Annotated in this window: 19 protein-coding genes and 1 riboswitch; of the genes, 5 read left to right on the plus strand and 14 right to left on the minus strand. The window is 61.5% G+C overall.

Annotation, left to right across the window (positions count from 1 at the left end):
* Positions 1-4: 4 nt before the first annotated feature.
* Together motB and motA are read right to left on the minus strand one after the other, a co-directional pair.
* Complete coding sequence (gene motB, locus ACM6I6_RS21100) at positions 5-1,051, minus strand: flagellar motor protein MotB (RefSeq protein ID WP_274076788.1); 1,047 nt, start codon at positions 1,049-1,051, stop codon at positions 5-7.
* A gap of 3 nt (positions 1,052-1,054) precedes the next feature.
* Positions 1,055-1,906: a flagellar motor stator protein MotA gene (gene motA, locus ACM6I6_RS21105; RefSeq protein ID WP_008063575.1), complete on the minus strand. Its 852-nt coding sequence runs from the start codon at positions 1,904-1,906 to the stop codon at positions 1,055-1,057.
* A 166-nt stretch (positions 1,907-2,072) separates the two neighbouring features.
* On the opposite strand from motA, the gene ACM6I6_RS21110 reads away from it, so the two are divergent.
* The 3 genes from ACM6I6_RS21110 to asd are packed head-to-tail and all read left to right on the plus strand — an operon-like array spanning position 2,073 to position 5,348.
* Entirely contained in the window at positions 2,073-3,611 is a 1,539-nt protein-coding gene (locus ACM6I6_RS21110; RefSeq protein ID WP_274076787.1) for an HDOD domain-containing protein, read from the plus strand.
* Positions 3,612-3,653: 42 nt separating this feature from the next.
* Complete coding sequence (rhdA, locus tag ACM6I6_RS21115; protein ID WP_323607464.1) at positions 3,654-4,469, plus strand: thiosulfate sulfurtransferase; 816 nt, start codon at positions 3,654-3,656, stop codon at positions 4,467-4,469.
* Between the two features lie 18 nt (positions 4,470-4,487).
* Positions 4,488-5,348, plus strand: a complete 861-nt coding sequence (gene asd / locus ACM6I6_RS21120) for an archaetidylserine decarboxylase (protein WP_323607465.1) — start codon at positions 4,488-4,490, stop codon at positions 5,346-5,348.
* A 99-nt stretch (positions 5,349-5,447) separates the two neighbouring features.
* Here asd and serB read toward each other — a convergent pair whose 3' ends face one another.
* The gene (gene serB, locus ACM6I6_RS21125; RefSeq protein ID WP_095192149.1) at positions 5,448-6,662 is read right to left on the minus strand and encodes a phosphoserine phosphatase SerB; all 1,215 of its coding nucleotides are present in this window, start codon (positions 6,660-6,662) and stop codon (positions 5,448-5,450) included.
* 135 nt (positions 6,663-6,797) lie between these two features.
* Here serB and ACM6I6_RS21130 point away from each other — a divergent pair, with 135 nt between their 5' ends.
* On the plus strand, positions 6,798-8,312 hold the full coding sequence (locus tag ACM6I6_RS21130; RefSeq protein ID WP_323607466.1) for an AhpA/YtjB family protein: 1,515 nt from the start codon (positions 6,798-6,800) through the stop codon (positions 8,310-8,312).
* A gap of 248 nt (positions 8,313-8,560) precedes the next feature.
* Here ACM6I6_RS21130 and ACM6I6_RS21135 read toward each other — a convergent pair whose 3' ends face one another.
* The 9 genes from ACM6I6_RS21135 to ACM6I6_RS21175 form a co-directional block, all read right to left on the minus strand.
* Positions 8,561-9,274, minus strand: a complete 714-nt coding sequence (locus ACM6I6_RS21135; RefSeq protein WP_274076783.1) for a membrane integrity-associated transporter subunit PqiC — start codon at positions 9,272-9,274, stop codon at positions 8,561-8,563.
* A gap of 176 nt (positions 9,275-9,450) precedes the next feature.
* On the minus strand, positions 9,451-11,718 hold the full coding sequence (gene parC, locus ACM6I6_RS21140) for a DNA topoisomerase IV subunit A (RefSeq protein ID WP_274076782.1): 2,268 nt from the start codon (positions 11,716-11,718) through the stop codon (positions 9,451-9,453).
* Positions 11,719-11,725: 7 nt separating this feature from the next.
* Positions 11,726-12,250 carry a TIGR02281 family clan AA aspartic protease gene (locus tag ACM6I6_RS21145; protein WP_046819858.1) on the minus strand — a complete coding sequence of 175 codons (525 nt, stop codon included), beginning with the start codon at positions 12,248-12,250 and terminating at the stop codon, positions 11,726-11,728.
* Positions 12,247-13,236, minus strand: a complete 990-nt coding sequence (locus ACM6I6_RS21150; RefSeq protein WP_414920664.1) for an esterase-like activity of phytase family protein — start codon at positions 13,234-13,236, stop codon at positions 12,247-12,249. Before ACM6I6_RS21150 ends, ACM6I6_RS21145 begins: the two co-directional genes overlap by 4 nt.
* A complete protein-coding gene (gene parE / locus ACM6I6_RS21155; protein WP_274076780.1) occupies positions 13,236-15,143 on the minus strand; it encodes a DNA topoisomerase IV subunit B in 1,908 nt (635 codons plus the stop codon). The genes ACM6I6_RS21150 and parE overlap by 1 nt, the downstream gene beginning before the upstream one ends.
* A gap of 43 nt (positions 15,144-15,186) precedes the next feature.
* Complete coding sequence (locus ACM6I6_RS21160) at positions 15,187-15,795, minus strand: YqiA/YcfP family alpha/beta fold hydrolase (RefSeq protein WP_274076779.1); 609 nt, start codon at positions 15,793-15,795, stop codon at positions 15,187-15,189.
* 178 nt (positions 15,796-15,973) lie between these two features.
* Positions 15,974-16,789: a 3',5'-cyclic-AMP phosphodiesterase gene (gene cpdA / locus ACM6I6_RS21165; protein WP_323608913.1), complete on the minus strand. Its 816-nt coding sequence runs from the start codon at positions 16,787-16,789 to the stop codon at positions 15,974-15,976.
* Between the two features lie 103 nt (positions 16,790-16,892).
* Entirely contained in the window at positions 16,893-17,345 is a 453-nt protein-coding gene (locus ACM6I6_RS21170; protein WP_008063540.1) for a DUF1249 domain-containing protein, read from the minus strand.
* The gene (locus ACM6I6_RS21175; protein WP_274076011.1) at positions 17,336-17,953 is read right to left on the minus strand and encodes an NUDIX domain-containing protein; all 618 of its coding nucleotides are present in this window, start codon (positions 17,951-17,953) and stop codon (positions 17,336-17,338) included. The genes ACM6I6_RS21170 and ACM6I6_RS21175 overlap by 10 nt, the downstream gene beginning before the upstream one ends.
* Before the next feature lie 207 nt (positions 17,954-18,160).
* Between ACM6I6_RS21175 and ACM6I6_RS21180 the strand changes: the two genes are divergently transcribed.
* On the plus strand, positions 18,161-18,907 hold the full coding sequence (locus tag ACM6I6_RS21180; protein ID WP_323608915.1) for an RsiV family protein: 747 nt from the start codon (positions 18,161-18,163) through the stop codon (positions 18,905-18,907).
* Here ACM6I6_RS21180 and cytX read toward each other — a convergent pair.
* Entirely contained in the window at positions 18,876-20,168 is a 1,293-nt protein-coding gene (gene cytX / locus ACM6I6_RS21185; protein WP_414920665.1) for a putative hydroxymethylpyrimidine transporter CytX, read from the minus strand. The genes ACM6I6_RS21180 and cytX overlap by 32 nt on opposite strands.
* Positions 20,169-20,319: 151 nt before the next feature.
* Complete coding sequence (gene thiC, locus ACM6I6_RS21190; RefSeq protein ID WP_034148712.1) at positions 20,320-22,209, minus strand: phosphomethylpyrimidine synthase ThiC; 1,890 nt, start codon at positions 22,207-22,209, stop codon at positions 20,320-20,322.
* 163 nt (positions 22,210-22,372) lie between these two features.
* A riboswitch (TPP riboswitch) is annotated at positions 22,373-22,478 on the minus strand.
* Positions 22,479-22,678: the final 200 nt, after the last annotated feature.

Consider the following 22,678-nt stretch of genomic DNA (forward strand, 5'->3'; position numbering starts at 1 on the left):
TCGGTCACTGCCTGGTTGGTTCAGCCGATTTGGCTGGCTCACCCGGTTTTGGTGCAGGATCGTCAAACAGGTTCAGACGCTCCCGAAGCTCATGCGCCGGCAGCGGCTCCTTGTCCGCTGGCAACGCGTTTGGATCGACTGGCGCAGCCGGTGCGGCATTTGGAGCAGCCGAATCTTGCGGCGCATCAGGAGTAGGTTCCGCCCCTTGCGAACCTTCGATGGCACGCTGGGCCTTCTTGGTCAGCACGACAATGTCGATACGGCGGTTGACCGGATTGAACGGATGCTCGCGGTCGAACAGGGCCGACGAGGCATAACCAACCACACGCGCCACCTGTGCCTCCGGGTAGCTGCCCGCCACCAGCGCACGGCGCGCGGCGTTGGCACGGTTGGCCGACAGCTCCCAGTTACCGAATTCGCCGCTGCCGCTGTACGGCGTGGCATCGGTGTGGCCGCTGATGCTGATCTTGTTCGGCACCGCCTTGATGGTGTCGGCCATGGCCAGCAGGATGTCTTCGAAATACGGTTTCAGGCGGGCCGAGCCCGAGTCGAACATCGGCCGGTTTTCGGCGTCCACGATCTGGATGCGCAAACCGTCCGGGGTGATTTCGAACAGGATCTGGTCTTTGAATTTCTGCAGTTGCGGGTTCTCTTCGACCTTGTTCTGCAGTTCTTGCAGCAGCAGTTCCAGACGCTCCTTCTCCACCGTCTCGGCCATGCCCTCGACCTGATCGACGTCGACCGTCAGCTTGTCCGGCTGCGGCTGGGTCTTCACCTCGGGGTTGAGGGTATTTTCCGGCGCCATGGTCGGCGTGCCGCCCAGATCGATGATGTAGGGTGTGCCACTTTCGGAAAAGCCGATCGGGTCCTTGAAGTAGCCGGCGATGGCGATTTTCTGTTCCGGGGTGGCGGTGGACAACAGCCACAACACCAGGAAGAACGCCATCATCGCCGTGGCGAAGTCGGCGAAGGCGATTTTCCAGGCGCCCCCGTGATGCCCACCGGCGATGCGCTTGACGCGCTTGATGATTATCGGCTGGTTATTTTCCATTACTTAACGACCACGAACCGCTTGTTCCAGCTCGGCGAAGCTTGGCCGGTGCGCCGGGTACAGGACCTTGCGCCCGAACTCCACGGCCAGCGATGGCGGCATGCCCGAGGCGGAAGCCACCAGCGAGGCCTTGATGGCTTCGTAGACGTTGAGTTCTTCTTTGGCATCGTGGGCCAGGGAATGCGCCAGCGGGCCGAAGAAACCGTAGGCGGCGAGAATACCGAAGAAGGTACCCACCAGTGCCGCACCGACGTGCAGACCGATCGACTTCTGGTCGCCCTCGCCCAGCGAGGCCATGGTCACCACGATACCCAGGACCGCCGCGACGATACCGAAACCGGGCATGGCGTCGGCGATGCCGTTCACCGCGTGGGACGGGTGCTCCAGGTCTTCCTTGAGGCTGTAGAGTTCCATGTCGAACAGGCCCTCCAGCTCATGGGGCGCCATGTTGCCGGAGGACATGATGCGCAGGTAATCACAGATGAACGCGGTCATGCGCTCATCCTTCAGGACCGTCGGGTACTTGGCGAAGATCGGGCTCGCCGCAGCATCTTCGATGTCCGCTTCGATGGCCATCATGCCTTCGCGGCGGCTCTTGTTGAGAATCTCGTAGATCAGGCCCAGCACTTCAAGATAGAAGGCATGGCTGAAACGCGAACCGAACATGCTCAGGGACTTCTTGAGCACGTGCATGGTCATGTAACCGGGGTTGGCCTGCAGGAATGCACCGAGGGCCGCACCACCGATAATCATGACCTCGAAAGGCTGGATCAGGGCGGCAATCTTGCCATGGGAGAGCACGTATCCGCCGAGCACGCTCGCGAATACGACGATGATGCCGATAATTTTAGCCATAGGTAGGAGAGCACTTACTGAGTCGGGTTCAAGGTCATATTCGGAAGTTAAAAAATCTCTTCTTCTACTTATCGGCAAAACTGCGCCAGACTATAGCCAGTTCAGGCGAAAAGCCAATTTGACCCCCTCCGGGCCCAGGTATTGTTGACGATGATCGCCTCCAGACATGGCTAGACAAACGAACGCCCCGACGCCAACACCGAACACGCTCGAAGGCTGGGTCAAGCTTCTCGACGGCGTGCGCCTGCCGGTTCCGCAGGCCAGTCACGATCAAGTGTGCCGGGCCATGCGCGACAGTCGCAGCTCGCTGCGCAACATCGCCGACTTGATGCAGGGCAGCCCGGCCCTGGCCTTGAGCGTGATTCGCGAAGCCAACCGGCACAGCCATGGCGCCATGAGCGAGCCTGCGGAAAACCTTGAGGTCGCCATCAACCGCCTTGGCTTGAAGCGCACCGAGGAGCTGCTCGCGCGATTGCCCGCAATGCCCCAGGCCGAGATCCCGAAAGCCCTGCGCCAGTTGCAGATGATCAGCCAACACGCCAGCCAACAGGCCAACGGTTTTTTTGCCGGCCGCCTGGCGCGCCTGTGGCAGGACATCCACTGGGGCAGCCTGCTGTTCCTGTCGCCGCTGTGGCCGCTTGCCATGACGCATCCGCAGCTGCTCGAAGACTGGGAGCTGCGGGTCATTCATAAAGGCGAGTCGGCGCGCGCAGTCGAACAGCAACTGTTTGGCGCGCGCCTGCTGGAAATCGGCCAGGCCCTGGTGGATCTCTGGCACCTGCCGATCTGGGTGCAACAGGGCTATCGACTGCTGCTCACCGAGCAACGGGAACTGGTGAAAGTGCTGCGCATTGCCCGCGACAGCGAACATCCGCTACGCCAGCAGAACCGCTTGGATGACCACCCGACCCTGCGTCGCTGGCTTAATCAACCGGCCAACACGGTGTTATTGGCCAACGGCCTGGCCCTCTCGGCGCAGCAGGCCTGGGACAGTCCGCACAGTGAGCGCTGGCAGTACTTGACCGGCCTTTACCTGCAAATACCGATGGACGAGGTGCAACAACAATTGCACCAGCAAGCCGCCAACAGTGCGCGTTATCACGCCATGCCCGATCTTTGGCATCCCGCTGTCGCACTGATCTGGCCATGGGGTACGAACCCTGTACATGCCGGTTTGCAGCCAGCCCCGGCACCCACTGCCGACGACCTGGCGAAATGGCGCAAACAATGTGCCGAGCTGTTGCACGAGCCAAGTCGTTTCACCAATGCCATCCACCTGACCACCTCTGCCCGCGACGCGCTGGTGGCCAGTGGCATGCGTCGGGTGATGATCCTGATGGCCGACCGCACCCACGCCAATCTGCGTGTGCACCAGACGGCCGGCCTGCCTGATGAAGTGGCCGGGCTGAATTTTAACGTCAGTCAAAGCGCGCTATTGCAACGCCTGCTCTCGCAACAGGCCCAGGTACGCCTGACGCCGCTCAACAACGCGCAATTTTCCGCCTTGCTGCCCAACAACCTGCGTAGCCAGTTCAGCGGCGAGCACCTGTTGCTGCGCTCGCTGCTCAACAATGGGCGAGTGATCATGATCGTCGTGGCGGATCAGGGTGGCGGGCCATTCTCGGACATCGCCGTGCAAGCCTTCGGCAAAACCGCGCAATGCATCGAAAAAGCGCTGCACAGCTTTAGTCAGCGCGGCCAATAAGGCTGCGCTACAATCCTCCCTTTTGTGCCCTGGAGACCTCACATGTCTGACTTCTCTGGCTTGCCGCTGGTGATCGAGCCGAGCGACTTGCTCCCTCGCCTCGAAGCCCGCCAACTGATCCTGGTGGACCTGACCAGCCATGCCCGCTACACCGAAGGGCATATTCCCGGTGCGCGGTTTGTCGATCCGAAACGCACACAACTCGGCCAGGCACCCGCGCCGGGGCTGATGCCGCCGCAAGCGGCGCTCGAAGCATTGTTCGGTGAGCTGGGACACAACCCCGATGCCGTCTATGTGGTCTATGACGACGAAGGCGGCGGTTGGGCCGGGCGCTTTATCTGGCTGCTGGATGTCATTGGCCACAGCCAATACCACTATCTCGACGGCGGCCTGACGGCCTGGCTGGCTGAAGGCATGCCCATGTCGATCCAGGTCCCCGCTCCTGCAGGCGGCCCGGTCGCGTTGACCCTGCACGACGAACCCATCGCCACCCGCGAGTACCTGCAAAGCCGTCTCGGCGCTGCCGACCTGGCGATCTGGGATGCGCGCGGGCCGCTGGAGTATTCCGGCGAGAAAGTCCTCGCGGCCAAGGCCGGGCACATCCCTGGCGCGGTCAATTTCGAATGGACCGCCGGCATGGACAAGTCTCGCCAGCTGCGCATCCGCAGCGACATGCCGCAGATCCTCGAACAGCTCGGCATTACGCCTGACAAAGAAGTGATTACCCACTGCCAGACTCACCATCGATCTGGCTTCACCTATCTGGTGGCCAAGGCTCTCGGTTATCCGCGGGTCAAAGGCTACGCCGGCTCCTGGGGCGAATGGGGCAACCACCCCGACACGCCCGTAGAGATTTAAGGTTTTTAAGGACAGTTAATGAACAAGCGTCTGTTTATCGTCAGCCAATACCTGCTGCCCCACAACCTGCTCTCGCGACTGGCCGGCTGCATCGCCGAATGCCGCATGCGCTGGTTCAAGAATGCGTTCACCGCGTGGTTCGCCAAGCGTTACCAGGTGAACATGTCCGAGGCGCTGGTCGAAGACCTCACCGCCTACGAGCACTTCAACGCGTTTTTCACCCGCGCATTGAAAGACGGTGCCCGTCCGCTGGACGAGACTCCGGGTGCCATCCTCAGCCCGGCCGACGGCGCGGTCAGCCAGCTCGGCCCGATCGAACACGGTCGGGTGTTCCAGGCCAAGGGCCACAGCTTCAGTGTGCTGGAACTGCTGGGTGGCGATGCGGCAAACGCTGCGCCGTTCATGGGCGGTGATTTCGCGACCATCTACCTGTCGCCGAAGGACTACCACCGCGTGCACATGCCGCTGGCCGGCACCCTGCGCGAGATGGTCTACATCCCGGGTCGGCTGTTCTCGGTCAACCAGACCACCGCTGAAAACGTTCCGGAACTGTTTGCCCGCAATGAGCGCGTAGCGTGCATTTTCGACACCGAGCGCGGGCCGATGGCCGTGGTGCTGGTGGGCGCGATGATCGTGGCGTCGATCGAAACCGTGTGGGCCGGGCTGGTGACGCCGCCGAAACGCGAGCTGAAAACCTTCCGCTACGACGAAACCGCGCGTGCGCCGATCCACCTGGAAAAAGGTGCGGAGCTGGGCCGCTTCAAACTGGGTTCGACCGCTGTCGTGCTGTTCGGGCCGGATCAAGTGCAGTGGGATGCAGAGTTGCTGGCCGGTTCGCCGGTGCGGATGGGTCAGGGTATGGGGCTGCCGAAGGCATAAGTGCGCAGCCCAAATCTGTAGGAGCCGGCTTGCTGGCGATGGCGTCCTTGAGGTCCCCATCGCTGGCAAGCCAGCTCCTACAGTGGATTTGCGGTGCTGTTAGAGTTGTCCGTCGCGATCGCGAAAGCCCAGCAGATACAGCACGCCATCCAGCCCAAGGGTGGAAATCGCCTGTTTCGCCGACTGCTTGACCAGCGGCTTGGCCCGGAACGCCACGCCCAACCCGGCAATCGCCAGCATCGGCAAGTCATTGGCACCGTCGCCGACCGCAATGGTCTGCTCCAGACGCAAGCCTTCCTTGTGTGCCAGTTCTTTCAGCAGATCCGCTTTGCGCTGGGCATCGACAATCGGCTCGACCGCCACGCCGGTCACCTTGCCGTCGACCACTTCCAGTTCGTTGGCGAACACATAGTCGATACCCAGCTTGGCCTGCAATTGCTTGGCGAAGTAGGTGAAGCCGCCCGACAGGATGGCGGTCTTGTAACCCAGGCGCTTGAGTTCGGCGAACAGGGTTTCAGCGCCTTCGGTCAGGCGCAGCGAGGCGCCGATCGAGTCCAGCACGCCGACATCCAGCCCCTTGAGCAACGCCAGGCGTTCCTTGAAGCTGGCGCGGAAGTCCAGTTCACCGGCCATCGCCCGCTCGGTGATTTCCGACACCTTGTCGCCCACACCGGCCGCCTTGGCCAGCTCGTCGATGACTTCGGCTTCAATCAGGGTCGAGTCCATGTCGAACACCGCCAGGCGGCGATTACGACGGAACAGCGAATCTTCCTGGAAGGCGATGTCGACGTTCAGTTCCTGGGCGACGCTGAGAAATTCGGCCCGCAGCGCCTGCGGATCAGCCGCCTCGCCACGCACGGAAAACTCGATGCAGCCCTTGCCTTTATCAGCCGGGGTGTCCAGCGGCATGCGCCCGGACAGGCGATCGATATGGTCGATGTTCAGACCATATTTGGCGGTAATCGAACTCACGGCCTGCAATTGCCCGGCGGTGACCTTGCGCGTCAGCAGGGTCACGATGTGGCGTTTTTTACCCTGGTTGCCGACCCACTGCTGGTAATCCTCTTCGGACACCGGCGTGAAACGCACCTGTTGATCCAGCTCATAGCCCTTGAACAGGATGTCCTTGAGCACCGACTTGCCTTGTTCGGTATCAGGAATTTCAACCAGGATGCCGAACGACAGGGTGTCGTGGATCACCGCCTGACCGATGTCGAGAATGTTCACACCACCCTGGGCCAGAACGCCGGTAATGGCCGCAGTCAGACCCGGACGGTCGACTCCCGTGATGTTTATCAGGACGATTTCGCGCAAGGCGCACCCCCGCAGGTGGAAAAAAACCGCATTCTACCCACATTCAGTGACCATCGGGCACCGTGAGCGCTTTGACGGCCTAGGGCCTGTCGCTATACTGCGCGTCAACTTCACGGACAAAAGAGCCGAGCTCAAGTGAACCGGCCCACGCCAGTAAAAACCGATAACTTCTTCCTGCTGATCTTCCGTGCACTGCGCCACCGCCGTGTACCGATTGCATTGCGCATTGCCAGCCATAACGTGATCCTGGTCGCTCTGGCCCTGGTGATCTACGCCTGCGTGATGGGTTTGCAGTTCAAGCAGGCCATGCACGAGCAGGCGGATGCGTTGGGTGAAAGCCTGACCATGCAGACGGCCACCTCGGCCACCGAGCTGCTGGTGTCCAACGACATCCTCAGCCTCAACGTGCTGCTCAACAACCTGACCAAGAACAAGCTGGTGGCCCACGCCGCCATCTACAGCGTGGACAACCGCATCCTCGCCGAAGCCGGCCAGCGTCCCAAGCATGGTTTGTTGGGCGAAGCCGAGGGCATGTACCAGAGCAAGATCACGTTCCAGGATGTGACCGCCGGTCAGCTGCGCATCAGCCTGGACATGGATCAGTTCCAGCAGCCGATGACCATCAGCCTGCAAAGCATGGGCATCTTGAGCGCGATCCTGCTGGCCCTGTCCCTGGCCTTGAGCCTGCGCATGGGTCGATACCTCTCCACACCACTGCTGCAATTGCGGGTGTGGCTGCGCAACATCGACGAATACACGCCGGCCACCGAGCGTAATGACGAGATCGGCGACCTGGCGCGCCAGCTGCATGCCGACTTCGCGCCGGAACCGGCCGAACCGGAACCCGAGCCGGAACCCGAATACGACGATGACGACGACGGCGAACCGGGCTTCGAAGTGCGCAACCTGCGTGATCCGAGTTTCGATGAAAGTCGCCCGATGGCCGCGATGAAAGCCGCGCCACGGCGTGTCGTCAGCACCGTTGAAGACGATGACGATGACGATGCGTTCGCAGACTTGCTCGATGCGCCAGACAGTGTGGCGAAACCGCTGGCCAAACCCGTAGCTTCCAACGTGCCGCAGCACAGCGCCGTGCTGGCCGTGCAGCTGGGCTCGCAGGAACAACTGCGACGCCTGCCGCGGACACGCCTGGAAGAACTGCTCAAGCGCTACCGCGACTGCCTCGACCAGGCGGCCTCGCTCTACCAGAGCGAACTGCACACCCTGAACGATGGCAGCACCCTGATGCTGTTCCACGCCGAAGACAGTGGCGACGATTACCTGACCAACGCCATCTGCTGTGGTGAGCTGCTGCGAGCGCTGGGGCATCAATTGCAGATCGAAGTCGCCGACAGCGGCATCACCTTGCAATTGCAGCTGGGCCTGACTCTGGGCGAGGAGTTGTTCGGCCTGAGCCAGATCGACCTGTTGCTGACCGACGCCGCGCAGGATGCCCTGGCCCTGTCGCAACACAGCCGCAACCTGCTGCTGGTGGAGCGCAAGATCAGTGACGACGCGTTGATCCGCCAGCGCGCACGGATCCGCCCGATTGCAAGCCCTGAAGGCGCCTGCTGCGTGGAGCGGCTGATGGAGCCTTATCCGTCGATGCTGGAACGACAGCTGGCGCGGATGCACGAACGTCGGGCGTAAAAGCCCTGTCATGAAGAAGCCCGCAGGCGAGTGATCGTCTGCGGGCTTTTTTGTTGCCTGTCCTTTCGCTATCGCTGGCAAGCCAGCTCCTACAGGGTTCCATGCCGAACGCAGGTCTTGTGTACGACATCAATCACTGTAGGAGCGGGCTTGCCCGCGAAGAGGCCGGGACAGGCACTAGAGATCTCCAACCGGCAGAAACAACAAGGCCCGCATCAACGCGGGCCTTGTTTCCAATCCATCGAGCTTTAGAAGCGAAACACTTCCATATCCGTACGAATCGGCGCAGCCATCGGGATCTTCGGCTGTTTTTCCTGTTCCGCCGCCGGTGCTGCAGGCTTGGCGGCCGGCTTGCGTGGTGCTTCGGCGATCGGTGGCTGGTTGGCCAGTGGCTTGAGCGCTACCGAGAGCTGTTCAGCGAGCTTCTGCAGCAATACACCCTGTGCCTGGACCTGAGCCGCCGTGTTGCCGGCGTGCTGTTCCTGCAGGTGAATGATGCGGTTATCACGCACCTGGCCACGACGATCGATCAAACGCCATTGCGCATCGAGAATCGCCGGTTGCGACTTCCCCGAATCCAGGCGCGTGATGGTCAACAGCACTTGGACATCCGGCGTGAAGCCTGTGGTCGCAGGCGCCAGCACGACACGCTGGCTGTCCAGGTGGCCAGCCACCTGACGCAGCAACAGCTGGTCGATGTCGGAAGAGAGGCTGCCAGCCCAACGGCCGTCGGCCGAGGCTTGCAGGCTGCCATCGGGCTGACGCTGCAACAGGGTTTCGCGCTGCAGGTAGTCCGCCACGGTTACCGGGCCCAACAAAACCGCCATGCCCGCGCTTTGCGCAGGCTGAACCGGACTTCCGCTGTCCAGTTGATACAGCGACACCGGCTGGTGAACGCTGCAACCCGCCAGGCCAAGTACGCCGGCGAGCATCAAAATAAAAGGAAGGCGCAGAGCAGTCATCGTCCCATCCAGGTGATTGCCACAAGGCTAATCACAGTGAAAATACTCAATAAATATGAAGAACGCTCGGCCACGCCGGCGCTTGAAAGGCCATATCATCCGTGAATATGCGTTCCGACTCCAGCGCCAAAGCGTCGATCTACGCGTTAAATCGTAGATCGAGGCCTCTAGGACGCTTAATTGAGGTTTTCGACGAACAGCGCATCTACCCGCTGGAAGCCACGTGGCAGTTTGTTCCCACGACGACCACGCTCACCCTTGTAGTGCTCGAGGTCGTCCGCTTTCAGTGACAAGGTACGTTTTCCGGCCTGCAGCACCAAAGTGGCGCCCTCCGGCACAACGGCGATGTCCGTGACATATTCTTCGCGACTGGCCACACGCTCACCGGGAATCCCGATGATCTTGTTGCCTTTGCCCTTACCTAATTGTGGCAGATCGCTGATCTTGAAGATCAGCAGGCGACCTTCGGTGGTCACCGAAGCCAACCAGTTATGCTCACGATCGGCCACCGGACGCGGCAGGATCACCTTGGCGTTGTTCGGCAGGCTCAGCAGGGCCTTGCCCGCCTTGTTCTTGGCCTGCAGGTCTTCACCCTTGACCACGAAACCGTAACCGGCGTCCGAGGCGATGACGTACAGCGCATCGTCTTCGGGCATCAGCACGCATTCGAAACTCGCCCCTGGCGGCGGCGTCAGACGGCCGGTCAGCGGCTCGCCCTGACCACGGGCCGAAGGCAAGGTGTGTGCCGCCACCGAGTAACTGCGCCCGGTGGAGTCGATGAACACCGCAAACTGGTTGGAACGCCCCGCCGCCAACGCCTTGAAACCATCCCCAGCCTTGTAGGAGAGACCGGTGGCGTCGATGTCGTGACCTTTGGCGGAGCGCACCCAGCCTTTTTCCGACAGCACGACAGTGACTTTCTCGTTCGGCAGCAAATCGTGCTCGGTCAGCGCCTTGGCTTCGGCGCGCTCGACGATTGGTGAGCGACGGTCGTCGCCATAGGTCTCGGCATCCTTGATCAGCTCGGTGCGTACCAGCTTCTTCAGCTTGGCTTCGCTGCTCAGCAGGGCTTGCAGCTTGGCTTGTTCCTTGAGCAGTTCGTCCTGCTCGGAACGCAGCTTCATTTCTTCCAGCCGCGCCAATTGGCGCAAACGCGTGTCGAGGATGTAGTCGGCCTGGATTTCGCTCAGGGCGAAACGCTCGATCAGCGCGGCTTTAGGCTGCTCCTCGGTACGGATGATGTGGATCACTTCATCCAGGTTGAGGTAAGCGATCAACAAACCGTCCAACAGGTGCAGGCGACGCTCGACCTTGTCCAGGCGGAATTGCAGGCGGCGGCGTACGGTCCGGACCCGGAATTCCAGCCACTCGACCAGCAGGGCCCGCAGGTTTTTCAGCTGCGGCTTGCCGTCCAGGCCGATGATGTTGATGTTGACCCGGTAGCTCGACTCCAGCTCGGTGCTGGCGAACAGGTGCTGCATCAACGCATCGTGGTCAAAGTTTTTCCGGGCGCCCGGAATAATCACGATCCGGCACGGGTTCTCGTGGTCCGACTCGTCGCGCAAATCGGCAATTTGCGGAGCTTTCGAGGGTTTGGCCTGCATCATCGCCGCGATCTGTTCCAACACCTTGGCGCCGGAAACCTGATGTGGCAGCGCGGTGACGATGATGTCGCCGTCTTCAATGTGATAAACGGCGCGCATGCGCACCGAACCGCGGCCGGTCTCGTAGATTTTCAGCAGGTCGGCGCGCGGCGTGATGATTTCCGCTTCGGTCGGGTAATCCGGACCCTGGATGTGTTCACAGAGCTGTTCGACCGTGGCCTTGGGCTCGTCGAGCAAACGCACGCAGGCGCTGGCGACTTCGCGCAGGTTGTGCGGCGGCACGTCGGTGGCCATGCCCACGGCGATACCGGTGGTGCCGTTGAGGAGGATATTCGGTAAACGTGCCGGCAACACCAGCGGTTCGTCGAGGGTGCCGTCGAAGTTCGGGCCCCAGTCCGCCGTGCCCTGGCCCAGTTCGCTGAGCAGCACTTCGGAGTAGCGCGACAGCCGTGCTTCGGTGTAACGCATGGCGGCGAAGGACTTGGGATCGTCCGGCGCACCCCAGTTACCCTGGCCATCCACCAGCGTATAGCGATAGCTGAACGGCTGGGCCATCAGGACCATGGCTTCGTAACAGGCCGAGTCGCCGTGGGGGTGGAATTTACCGAGCACGTCACCGACGGTACGCGCCGATTTCTTGTGCTTGGAATCGGCGTCCAGCCCCAACTCGCTCATCGCATAAATGATGCGGCGCTGTACCGGTTTCAGGCCGTCGCCGATATGCGGCAAGGCACGGTCCATGATCACGTACATGGAGTAGTTGAGGTAGGCATTTTCGGTGAAGTCAGCCAGTGACCGGCGTTCTACACCGTCCAGGCTGAGATCAAGGGAGTCGCTCATGCGGGCCTCATCGGTTCGTTGTCTGGCGCAGCAGCATGGTGCCACCGCGCTGGGTAAATTCAAGTTTGTTCAGCGCGCTCATACCGAGCAGCACTTGCTCGCCATCCAGGCCTGGCACGACGATGGCGCGCACATCACGCAACACAATGTCGCCCAGTTGCAGCCGGTCGACCCGGGTTCGATAACCCTCGGTGCGACCGTTGGCGGTGCTCAGGGTCACCCCGAAGCCTTGTTCCAGTTTCAGCCGTTCGGCCATTTGCGCCGGGATCGCCACATCGGTCGCCCCGGTATCGAGCATGAAATTCACCGGCTGGCCATTGATATGGCCGCTGGCAACGAAATGCCCCTGGCCATTGCTGACCAGTTTCACCTCGACGAAACCCTCGCCGCGTTCCGAGCTGACGACCACATTCGGATTTTGCTGACGCTCTTCCCACTGGCCGAAAAACCGCGTCGCCAGAAACAAAGCGGCGCACCAGGCCAGTACCATCAATACCCGACCGGCACGTTTGCCCGGCGTTTGCTGGCTCATGACTTGGCACTCCAGCCACCTTCAGGTACAGCAAAGCGCCAGACGATCGGACGGACCTCGCCATCGGCGCGGGCGCCGGTGTTGTTGTCGATGCCGATCCAGGCGCCCTCGGCGTCCACGATCAAGGCTTCCGTCAGGGCAAAATCCTGGGGATAACGACGATTTTCCTGCAACGCCTCATCGGCAAACGACCAGCAGCGCTCGACCTTGGCTGTCACCGCATCACGACGGCAAATCTGGTACGCATTGCGCTCGAGGGTAAACAGCTTGCCGTCGAACCATGACAGGTCGGCAAAATCCCGGGGCATCGGCCTGGCGCTGGGAAATTGTGCCGGTTGCATCTCCTTTGCGCCTTCGCTCAGCAGCACACAGCCGCCATCGCAGTCCCAGACGGTCTGCTTGCGCTTGACCAGCAGCAACCCGCGGCTCTCGCGCTCGGCGGACAACCACAACTGGTCACCTTGCGGATTGATCGCCAGGCCTTCGAACAATGCATTAAAGCGCAGCAACAGACCGCTGGCCCGCGCCTCGCGAACCATGAGCGGCGAAATCTTCAGCCAGAAGGTTGGCCCGGTTGGCGGAATTTGCAGCACCGCCGCATGGGACTCGCTGACCACGTAGCGATTGCCGACGCTGTCGCAGGTGATCCCTTCGAAATCCAGGTCACCGCCACGCACGAACGACGACACCCAGGCCCGCGAACGCAGGCCCCAGGGCAAGCCGCTTTCCGGCACGGGCGGCACGCCGATGCCCACCGCTTCCGCACGCCAGACACCCGCGCCCGTCTCGAGGCGGTAGATCTGGTCGTCGTCGCGGTCGGAGACCGTCCACAACTCCGTGCCGCACTGGGCCAGCCCGGACAGGTTGCCGCCGCGCATGCCGTCCACGGCGTGCTCGGACAACAGGCGCAGCTGCGGTGTCGGCTTGGCAGACACCGTCATCGAGGTCAGCAGCAACGCACACGCCAGGGCAAAGCCCAGCCGCATCAGCCCAGCACCTCCGCCAGGTTGCCCTTGGACTCCAGCCAGGTCTTGCGGTCGCCAGCGCGTTTTTTCGCCAGCAGCATGTCCATCATTTCCGAGGTCGCGTCGAAATTATCGCCCAGGGTCAGTTGCACCAGGCGCCGGGTGTTCGGGTCCATGGTGGTTTCGCGCAGCTGCGGCGGGTTCATTTCACCCAGGCCCTTGAATCGGGTGACCTGCGGCTTGCCGCGCTTCTTCTCGGCCACCAGGCGATCGAGAATGCCGTCGCGCTCGGCTTCGTCGAGGGCGTAGTAGATCTCTTTGCCCAGGTCGATGCGGTACAGCGGCGGCATGGCGACGTAGACGTGACCGGCATCCACCAGCGGGCGGAAATGCTGGACGAACAGCGCGCAGAGCAGGGTCGCAATGTGCAGGCCGTCGGAGTCGGCGTCAGCGAGGATGCAGATCTTGCCGTAGCGCAACTGGCTCATGTCCGCGGCACCCGGATCGACACCGATGGCCACGGCAATGTTGTGCACTTCCTGGCTGGCCAGCACTTCGCTGCCGTCGACTTCCCAGGTATTGAGGATCTTGCCGCGCAACGGCAGGATCGCCTGGAACTCTTTGTCCCGCGCCTGCTTGGCAGAACCACCGGCGGAATCACCTTCCACCAGGAACAGCTCGGAACGCATCGGGTCCTGCCCGGCGCAGTCGGCGAGCTTGCCCGGCAACGCCGGCCCCTGGGTGATGCGCTTGCGCTCGACCTTCTTGCTGGCCTTGAGGCGACGACCAGCGTTGTTGATCGCCAGTTCCGCCAGCGCCAGGCCGGTTTCCGGGTGCGCGTTGAGCCACAGGCTGAACGCATCCTTGACTACACCGGAGACGAACGCCGCCGCTTCACGGGAAGACAGGCGTTCCTTGGTCTGGCCGGAGAACTGCGGCTCCTGCATTTTCATCGACAGCACAAAAGCGATGCGTTCCCAGACGTCTTCCGGCGCCAGCTTCACGCCGCGTGGCAACAGGCTGCGGAATTCGCAGAACTCGCGCATGGCGTCGAGCAGGCCTTGGCGCAAACCGTTGACGTGGGTACCGCCCTGGGCGGTCGGGATCAGGTTGACGTAGCTTTCCTGCACCGCGTCGCCACCTTCCGGCAGCCACAGCAGCGCCCAGTCCACGGCTTCCTTGTTACCGGCCAGGCTGCCGCAGAACGGCTCGTCCGGCAGGCGCTCGAATTCGCTGACCGCGTCGACCAGATAGGAACGCAGGCCGTCTTCGTAATGCCATTCGACTTTCTCGCCGCTGGCCTTGTCTTCAAAACTGACCAGCAGCCCCGGGCACAGGACGGCTTTGGCCTTGAGCACGTGCTTGAGGCGGCTGATGGAGAATTTCGGTGAATCGAAGTATTTCGGGTCCGGCGCGAAGAACACGCTGGTGCCGGTATTGCGTTTGCCGACCGTACCGAGAATTTCCAGCTCGGTTTTCTTGAAACCGTCGGCGAAGGTCATCTGGTATTCGTTGCCGTCACGTTTTACACGCACCCGGACTTCGGTCGACAAGGCGTTGACCACCGAAATACCCACCCCGTGCAGACCGCCGGAGAACTGGTAGTTCTTGTTGGAAAACTTGCCACCCGCGTGAAGCTTGGTGAGGATCAGTTCGACCCCGGAAACGCCTTCTTCGGGGTGAATGTCCACTGGCATGCCACGGCCGTCATCGCTGACTTCCAGCGAGTGATCGGCGTGGAGGATGACCTGCACCGATTTGGCATGCCCGGCCAAGGCTTCGTCGACACTGTTGTCGATGACTTCCTGGGCGAGGTGGTTCGGCCGACTGGTGTCGGTGTACATGCCGGGGCGTTTGCGCACCGGGTCGAGGCCCGAGAGGACTTCGATGGCGTCGGCGTTATAAGAGCTAGCGCTGGGAGTGGCCATGGGGTCTCGTCGTCAGTCTTTCATTGAAAATAGGGGCAAGGTTTCACAGCGCGGTGAAATCAATCGCCTGATACAAATCTGCGCCAATGCCGGCAAAACTCAGCATGGCCGGAAGCTGCTCGGCAAAACCCTGGAAACCATGGTCGCCACCGGCCTGGATGCGCAAGGCACAGGCCCGGTAATACTGTTGGGCGAGGCGATAGTCCAGTGTTTCGTCACCGGTCTGCAACCATACCTGATAGCGCTGCGGGTCCTGGGGTGCCGGCACTTCCAGCTCGGCGAGGGCCGTCACATGGTCGTGGGTCATTTCCCAGGCCTCGTCGGTATACAGGTTCTTCTGTGTACCCAGGAACCCGTCGAACATCCGGTGCGGACTGACGGCAGGGTTGATCAACAGGGCTTTCAAGCCATGGCGCTCGGCCAGGTGAGTCGCATAGTAGCCGCCGAGCGAGCTGCCGACCAGCAGTGGCCGTCCGAGCGCTTCAATCGCCTGCTCCAGCTGACCGATGGCCTCGCGGGGGTGGTGATGCAGGGCCGGCACGCGCAATTGGTCGCTCAAGCCCAGGCGTTCCATCACTTCGCTCAACTGGGTGGCCTTTTTCGACGCAGGCGCGCTGTTGAAACCGTGGATATAAAGGATCGAGCCGGACATTTGAACTCCCTGAGCTTCGGGTAAAGAGGCGGAGTTTACAGGGACTTTGGCACGTTGGGTGCCGATGAAATGCGATGCCTGTAGGAGCTTGCTTGCCAGCGAAAGCGGATTATCAAACAACATTGATGTTGATCGTGACGGCCTCTTCGCTGGCAAGCCAGCTCCTACAAGGGATGGGTTAGTAGCCGTTGGAGCCGTAATCGACCTGAAAGTCGAACCCGGTCAGGCGTTCCACACCGGTTTCCAGCCGCCCATCCGGCAACAACCGCAACCAGCGATACCCCGGCGCCTGCTCCCCCACCTTGAAGTCTTCGCTGCCCGGTTCGAACTGAATGCAGGTCGATGGCGAGGCGATCAGACGCACGCCGTTACTCAATTGATCGATTTCCTGATGCACATGCCCCCACAGCACGGCACGCACCTGTGGAAAACGATCCAGGACTTCAAAAAACGCTTCAGGATTGCGCAGACCGATCGGCTCCATCCACGCACAGCCGATCGATACCGGGTGATGGTGCAGGCACACCAGATGGTGCCGCTCTGGCGCTTCGCTCAAGGAACGGGCCAACAACTGCAACTGTTCATCCTGCAAATACCCCGGTACCGAGCCCGGCACGGCCGAATCGAGCAGGGTGACCCGCCAGTTGCCAACATCCACCACCGACTCCAGCAAGGCGCTCTGCACCGCGGCCTCGGCCATTATCCGCGGCTCGTCGTGATTGCCGGGAATCCAGCGCGCCGGCGCGTCGAGCTGTCGGGTCAACTCGCGAAACTGCTGGTATGACTCGAGCGTGCCGTCCTGTGACAAATCGCCGGTGGCCAGGATCAGATCGATCCGAGGCTGCTGCTCGCGTACCAAGTCGATGACTTTTTGCAGGCTGTCACGGGTATTCATGCCCAGCAGCATCCCGTCCGCTTCGGCGAACAGGTGACTGTCGGAGAGTTGCACCAGCAACGCCGGATCGGCGGTGGTCAAGTTGGATACGCTCGGCAAGGCGTTCTCCCAGGGCGTGATCGCGGGGTTGGAGGATGGCGCAATTATGCTGGGGGATGATCGAAAAGGGGAATCCGCGAACCTGACGCAGTTCACAAGAACGTCAACGGACCACTTCGTACTCGTGCCCCAACGCCAGGCAATGACTCAACCACTCGCCAAGAAACATGTTCAGCTGGGCCTTTTCGTCGGGCTGATGCATCGAGGCGTTCGGGTAAGGATAGATGCCGCGAAAGCGCCGCGCATGTTCGGCGCTGACCACTTCGGCCATGCACGCGTCGTGATAGACCTGCACTTCCAGTTGCGGCACCGGCAGCCAGGGCAGACTGTGCTCCTGGCGCACCTGCAGGGTCGTGGTGTAGGGACAGACCTGCAGCACCTCCAGCGCCAGCACGCCCAGCATCTGGTCGCCATGGGTCACGGCGATCCGCCGCGCCGCCGGCTCGCTGCGCATGTCCGGCAACAATCGCATCAGGCGCGCGTAGTTCGCCTCGCAGGATGCCTGTAGCCCCACGAGGTCCACCCGATAGCGATCGCGCAGCTTGTTTACGACCATAGCCCCCTCACTTCAACGCGGTTCAGTGCCAGCCATTGCAAGGCAATGATGCTGGCCGCGTTGGCAATACGTCCGTCGCGTACGGCTTGCAGGGCATCTTCGAACGCCCACACCGTGACGCGGATATCTTCAGCCTCTTCCTCCAGCCCATGCAGGCCGCCTACCCCACTACTATCGCAACGTCCCAGGTACAAATGCACGAATTCGTTGCTGCCGCCCGGCGATGGAAAATATTGGGTCATCGGCCACAGCGCCCCGATGACAAGCCCAGCTTCCTCCTGCGCTTCGCGGTGAGCAACTTCTTCCGGTTGCTCATCCTTGTCGATCAGACCAGCGACCAGTTCGATCAGCCATGGATTGTCGATCTTGCCCAGGGCGCCGACGCGAAACTGCTCGATCAGCACCACTTCGTCGCGTTGTGGGTCGTAGGGCAGCATGCACACCGCATCGTGGCGCACGAACAGTTCACGGCTGATTTCGCGGCTCATGCCGCCGGCGAACAGTTCGTGGCGCAAGTGCACGCGATCGAGCTTGTAGAAACCCTCGAAGCACTTTTCGCGCCGAACGATATCCACGGCGGTCGGAATGGCTTTGGCAAAATCAGTCATGACTATCCTCGTATCTGACACCGAGGCTCCAACCTCGACTTCGCGCCATCCTAACGCGCCCGTGAGGTTTGATGCAGCCCCTTTACCTTCATCGAGATGGACGGTGAGGGCGAAACCCACTCTAATTAGCTTAGTGGCGAACTGACTGCTCCGTTGACAGTCGAAGCGGGTAACTTTTCGCCTTTCCCTGTTTTATGAAGGACGCCCATGTCGCTTTTTAAAATTGCCTCCGTGGCCGCTCTCGCCCTGACCCTGGGCGCTTGCCAGAGCCTGTTCCAGCCCAACTATCGCGCGCCGCTGGAAACTACCCGCGACGCCACCGAGCAACTCAAGCCAGGCTGTACGGACCAGGACTGTCCGCTGGTGAACATCGATACCCTGCACTTCCCCGCCGAGCCTGAACTGGACGGCATCATCGAAAAACGCCTGCTGCAAATGACCCGCACCTCACCCGACGCCCCGGTGGCGCCGACGCTGGCGGCCTATCGCGAACAGTTTTTGCGCACCGCAGGTCCGCGCAACAGCATTTACCTGCAGGCCAAGGTACGTGAGCAGCATGACGGACTGGTGATCATCGAGTTGTCCAGCTACCTGGACACCGGCGGCGCCCATGGCACGCCGGGTCGGGGGTTCATCAACTACTCGCGTCAGCAGCATAAAGTGCTGACACTGTCGGACATGCTGGTGCCCGGGCAGGAAGAGGCGTTCTGGAAAGCCGCGCAGGTGGCGCATAACAGCTGGTTGATCAGCACCAAGCTCGATCAGGAACCGGAGTTCGTCAAGAGCTGGCCGTTCCAGAAAACCCAGAACGTGGCGCTGACCTACGGCGGGGTGATCCTCAAGTACGAAACAAGCAGCATCGCGCCTTACGCGCTGGGCCATGTCGAACTGAAGATCCCCTACCCTCGCCTGAATGGCATCATCAAGCCCGAGCTGTTTCCCGGCCGTAACTGAAGGCCCGGCCCAGCACCAGTTGCAGCAGCCCTGCCAGGATCAACGCCGGCAGGGTTGCGCCGATGTCCGGATACAGATTGGCCAGCAAGTGATAGGTGCTCACCCCGCCCAACCAGGCGAGCAGCGCCGGCCAGCGCAATGCGGCTGACGCCACTTGGCCACTGCGTTTGCGCAGGATGAAGTGATCCACCAGCACCACGCCGAACAGCGGCGCAAACACCGATCCGATCAACAGCAGGAAGTTCTGGTACTGGGCCAGTGGCGCCAGCAGGGCGATCAGGGTGCAGATCACGCCAATGGCCAGGGCCAGGTGCTCGACTTTCAGGCGCAACAGGATCCCGCTGGAAACGGCTGCCGAGTGAATGTCGGCAAAGGCGTTTTCCGACTCATCGAGCAGGATCAGCAGCAGCGGAATGCCCAGGCCCGCACCCGCCAATGCCAGTAGCAAGGCATTGACTTCACCGCTCGGCGCGAACGCCAGGGTGTAGGCCACGCCCAGGCTCATCAGCCAGAAATTACCGATGAAGAAGCCAATCGCCGTCCCGCCGAAGACATTCTTCGCACGCTTGCCGAAACGCGAATAGTCGGCAATCAGTGGCAGCCACGACAGCGGCATCGCGATAGCGATGTCGAAGCCCACCGCGAACGGCATCGAACCGTCACCGGCCAGCGCCCACAAGGCGGCCAGGTCGGCTTTGGCGAACAGGTTCCAGGTCAGCCAGATGCACGCTGCCAGCAACAGCCAGATGCCCCATTTACGCAGGATCTGGCGCACGAAGGTCAACGGACCGCTGACGGCCAACAGGGTCGCCAGCGCGCCGAAGAACAGGGTCCACAGCACTGGATTGGACAGTACGCTACCCTCGCTGAAGGCCTTGGCGCCCAACAGACTGGCGGCATCGCGCATGACGATGATCTCGAACGAGCCCCAACCGATCAGTTGCAGCAGGTTCAGCACCGCCGGCAGGCTGGCGCCTTTGCTGCCGAGGCTGAGTTTGAGCGCGGCCATGGATGACAGGCCGGTGTCGCTGCCGATCACGCCGACGGCAGCCAGCAGTAGAACGCCGACCAGCGTGCCGAGGAAAATCGCCAGCAGCGAGCCGGACAGGCCCAGGCCTGGCGCGAGCAGTGCGCCGGTCTGCAGGACCATCAGGCCGATGCCGAGGGAGAACCACAGGGAAAACAGATCGCGGCCGCCGAACACACGTTTGTCGGTCGGCACCGCGATGTCGGGGGAATAAGTACTCGGTTGAATGCTCAAGGGTGTTATCTCAGAGGGACATTTGTTGTTGTGTTGATCGCTATCGCCAGCAGGCTGGCTCCCACAGGGGACTTGTGAAACTCACAGATCCAATGTGGGAGCCAGCCTGCTGGCGATGGGGCCTGTGCAGGCCCCACCCTTTCAGGTCAGATCAAACTTTCTGATACAGCTGACTGCCTTCCTGCTTGAAGCGCTCAGCCTGTTCGGCCATGCCCTGGGCAACATCCACGTCGACCGCCTCGATCCGTTGGTTGGCCGCATACTCGCGGACTTCCTGGGTAATTTTCATCGAGCAGAATTTCGGCCCGCACATGGAGCAGAAGTGCGCGACCTTGGCCGAATCCTTCGGCAGCGTCTCATCGTGATACGAACGGGCGGTATCCGGATCAAGGCCCAGGTTGAACTGGTCTTCCCAACGGAATTCGAAACGCGCCTTGCTCAAGGCATTGTCGCGGATCTGTGCGCCCGGATGCCCCTTCGCCAGATCGGCGGCATGCGCGGCGATCTTGTAGGTGATGATCCCGGTCTTGACGTCATCCTTGTTTGGCAGGCCCAGGTGCTCCTTGGGCGTGACGTAGCAGAGCATGGCGCAACCGAACCAGCCGATCATCGCCGCGCCGATACCGGAGGTGATGTGGTCGTAGCCCGGCGCGATGTCGGTGGTCAGCGGGCCGAGGGTGTAGAACGGCGCCTCGTCGCAGCATTCCAGCTGCTTGTCCATGTTCTCCTTGATCAACTGCATCGGCACGTGGCCGGGGCCTTCGATCATGCACTGCACGTCGTGCTTCCAGGCGATCTTGGTCAGCTCGCCGAGGGTCTCCAGCTCGCCGAACTGCGCTTCGTCGTTGGCATCGGCAATCGAGCCAGGACGCAGGCCATCACCCAGCGAGAAGCTGACGTCGTAGGCCTTCATGATTTCGCAGATGTCTTCGAAATGGGTGTAGAGGAAGTTTTCCTTGTGGTGCGCCAGGCACCACTTGGCCATGATCGAACCGCCACGGGAGACGATGCCGGTCACGCGCTTGGCGGTCATTGGCACGTAGCGCAGCAACACGCCGGCGTGGATGGTGAAGTAGTCGACGCCCTGCTCGGCCTGCTCGATCAGGGTGTCGCGGAACAGCTCCCAGGTCAGGTCTTCGGCGACGCCGCCGACTTTTTCCAGGGCCTGGTAGATCGGCACGGTACCGATCGGCACCGGCGAGTTGCGGATGATCCACTCGCGGGTTTCGTGAATGTGTTTGCCGGTGGACAGGTCCATGACCGTGTCCGAACCCCAGCGAATGCCCCAGGTCAGTTTCGCCACTTCTTCTTCGATGGACGAACCCAGGGCGCTGTTGCCGATGTTGCCGTTGATCTTCACCAGGAAGTTACGGCCGATGATCATCGGTTCCAGTTCGGTGTGGTTGATGTTGGCCGGAATGATCGCGCGGCCGCGGGCGATTTCGTCACGGACGAATTCCGGGGTGATGATTTTCGGCACGCTGGCGCCGAAGCTGTGGCCGGCGTGTTGCTGGTCCAGCAGGCCGGCGGCGCGGGCCACTTCCAGCTTCATGTTTTCGCGGATGGCGACGTATTCCATCTCGGCGGTGATGATGCCCTGGCGCGCGTAGTGCATCTGGCTGACGTTGGCACCCGGCTTGGCGCGACGCGGGTTGTTCACGTGGGCAAAACGCAGCTTGGTCAGCTCCGGGTCGGCGAGGCGTTCCTGGCCGAAGTTGGAGCTCAGGCCGCTCAGGCGCTCGGTGTCGCCGCGGGATTCGATCCAGGGCGAGCGCACATCGGCCAGGCCTTTGCGCACGTCGATGATGACGTTGGGGTCGGTGTACGGGCCGGATGTGTCATAGACCACGACCGGCGCGTTGACCTCGCCACCGAAGTCGGTTGGCGTCACGTCGAGGCTGATTTCGCGCATCGGCACGAGGATGTCCGGGCGAGTGCCCTGGACATAGATTTTTTGCGAGCGGGTAAACGGCTGCACCGATTGTTGATCGACCTTGGCCGAGTCACTCAGGTTGGTGGCGATTTTTGCTTTTGTAGTCATCACGGGCTCTCCAGACAGCATCCAGGCAGTGGAATTTTGTCGGAGCGAACCTGTAAACGAATGGACGCACGGGCGCTGAAAAACCAGCTGTGCTGTGCTCAGTGCTCGAGGGGTGTTCGATTGTCGAACAACATCCCGGACGAAGCACAAGAGGACTCGCCGGGTGACGAGAAATCTTGTTCCCTACGCAGGCGCTAACCTGATCAGGTTCAACGGGATCCGAAATTATTCGATCTCAGCCTCATAGCAAGGCACCCCGACAAGAACCCGGCCAGTCTAGACACAACTGGCAGAGAACGCCAACTCCGTTGCAAACACCGTGATGAATGGCGCAATTAGCGCGATCGCCAGGATTGTTGCCGCTCCAATGCACAACTACACTCGCTACGCCAAGCTGCGCATTGACGTTGCACAGGCAGCGCCTTAGCCTTGGCGCTCAAATTACTTGTGTAATATTTTTACTAGGGAA

The sequence above is a fragment of the Pseudomonas sp. IT-P218 genome, from assembly GCF_949767605.1.
Lineage (GTDB): Bacteria > Pseudomonadota > Gammaproteobacteria > Pseudomonadales > Pseudomonadaceae > Aquipseudomonas > Aquipseudomonas putida_AE.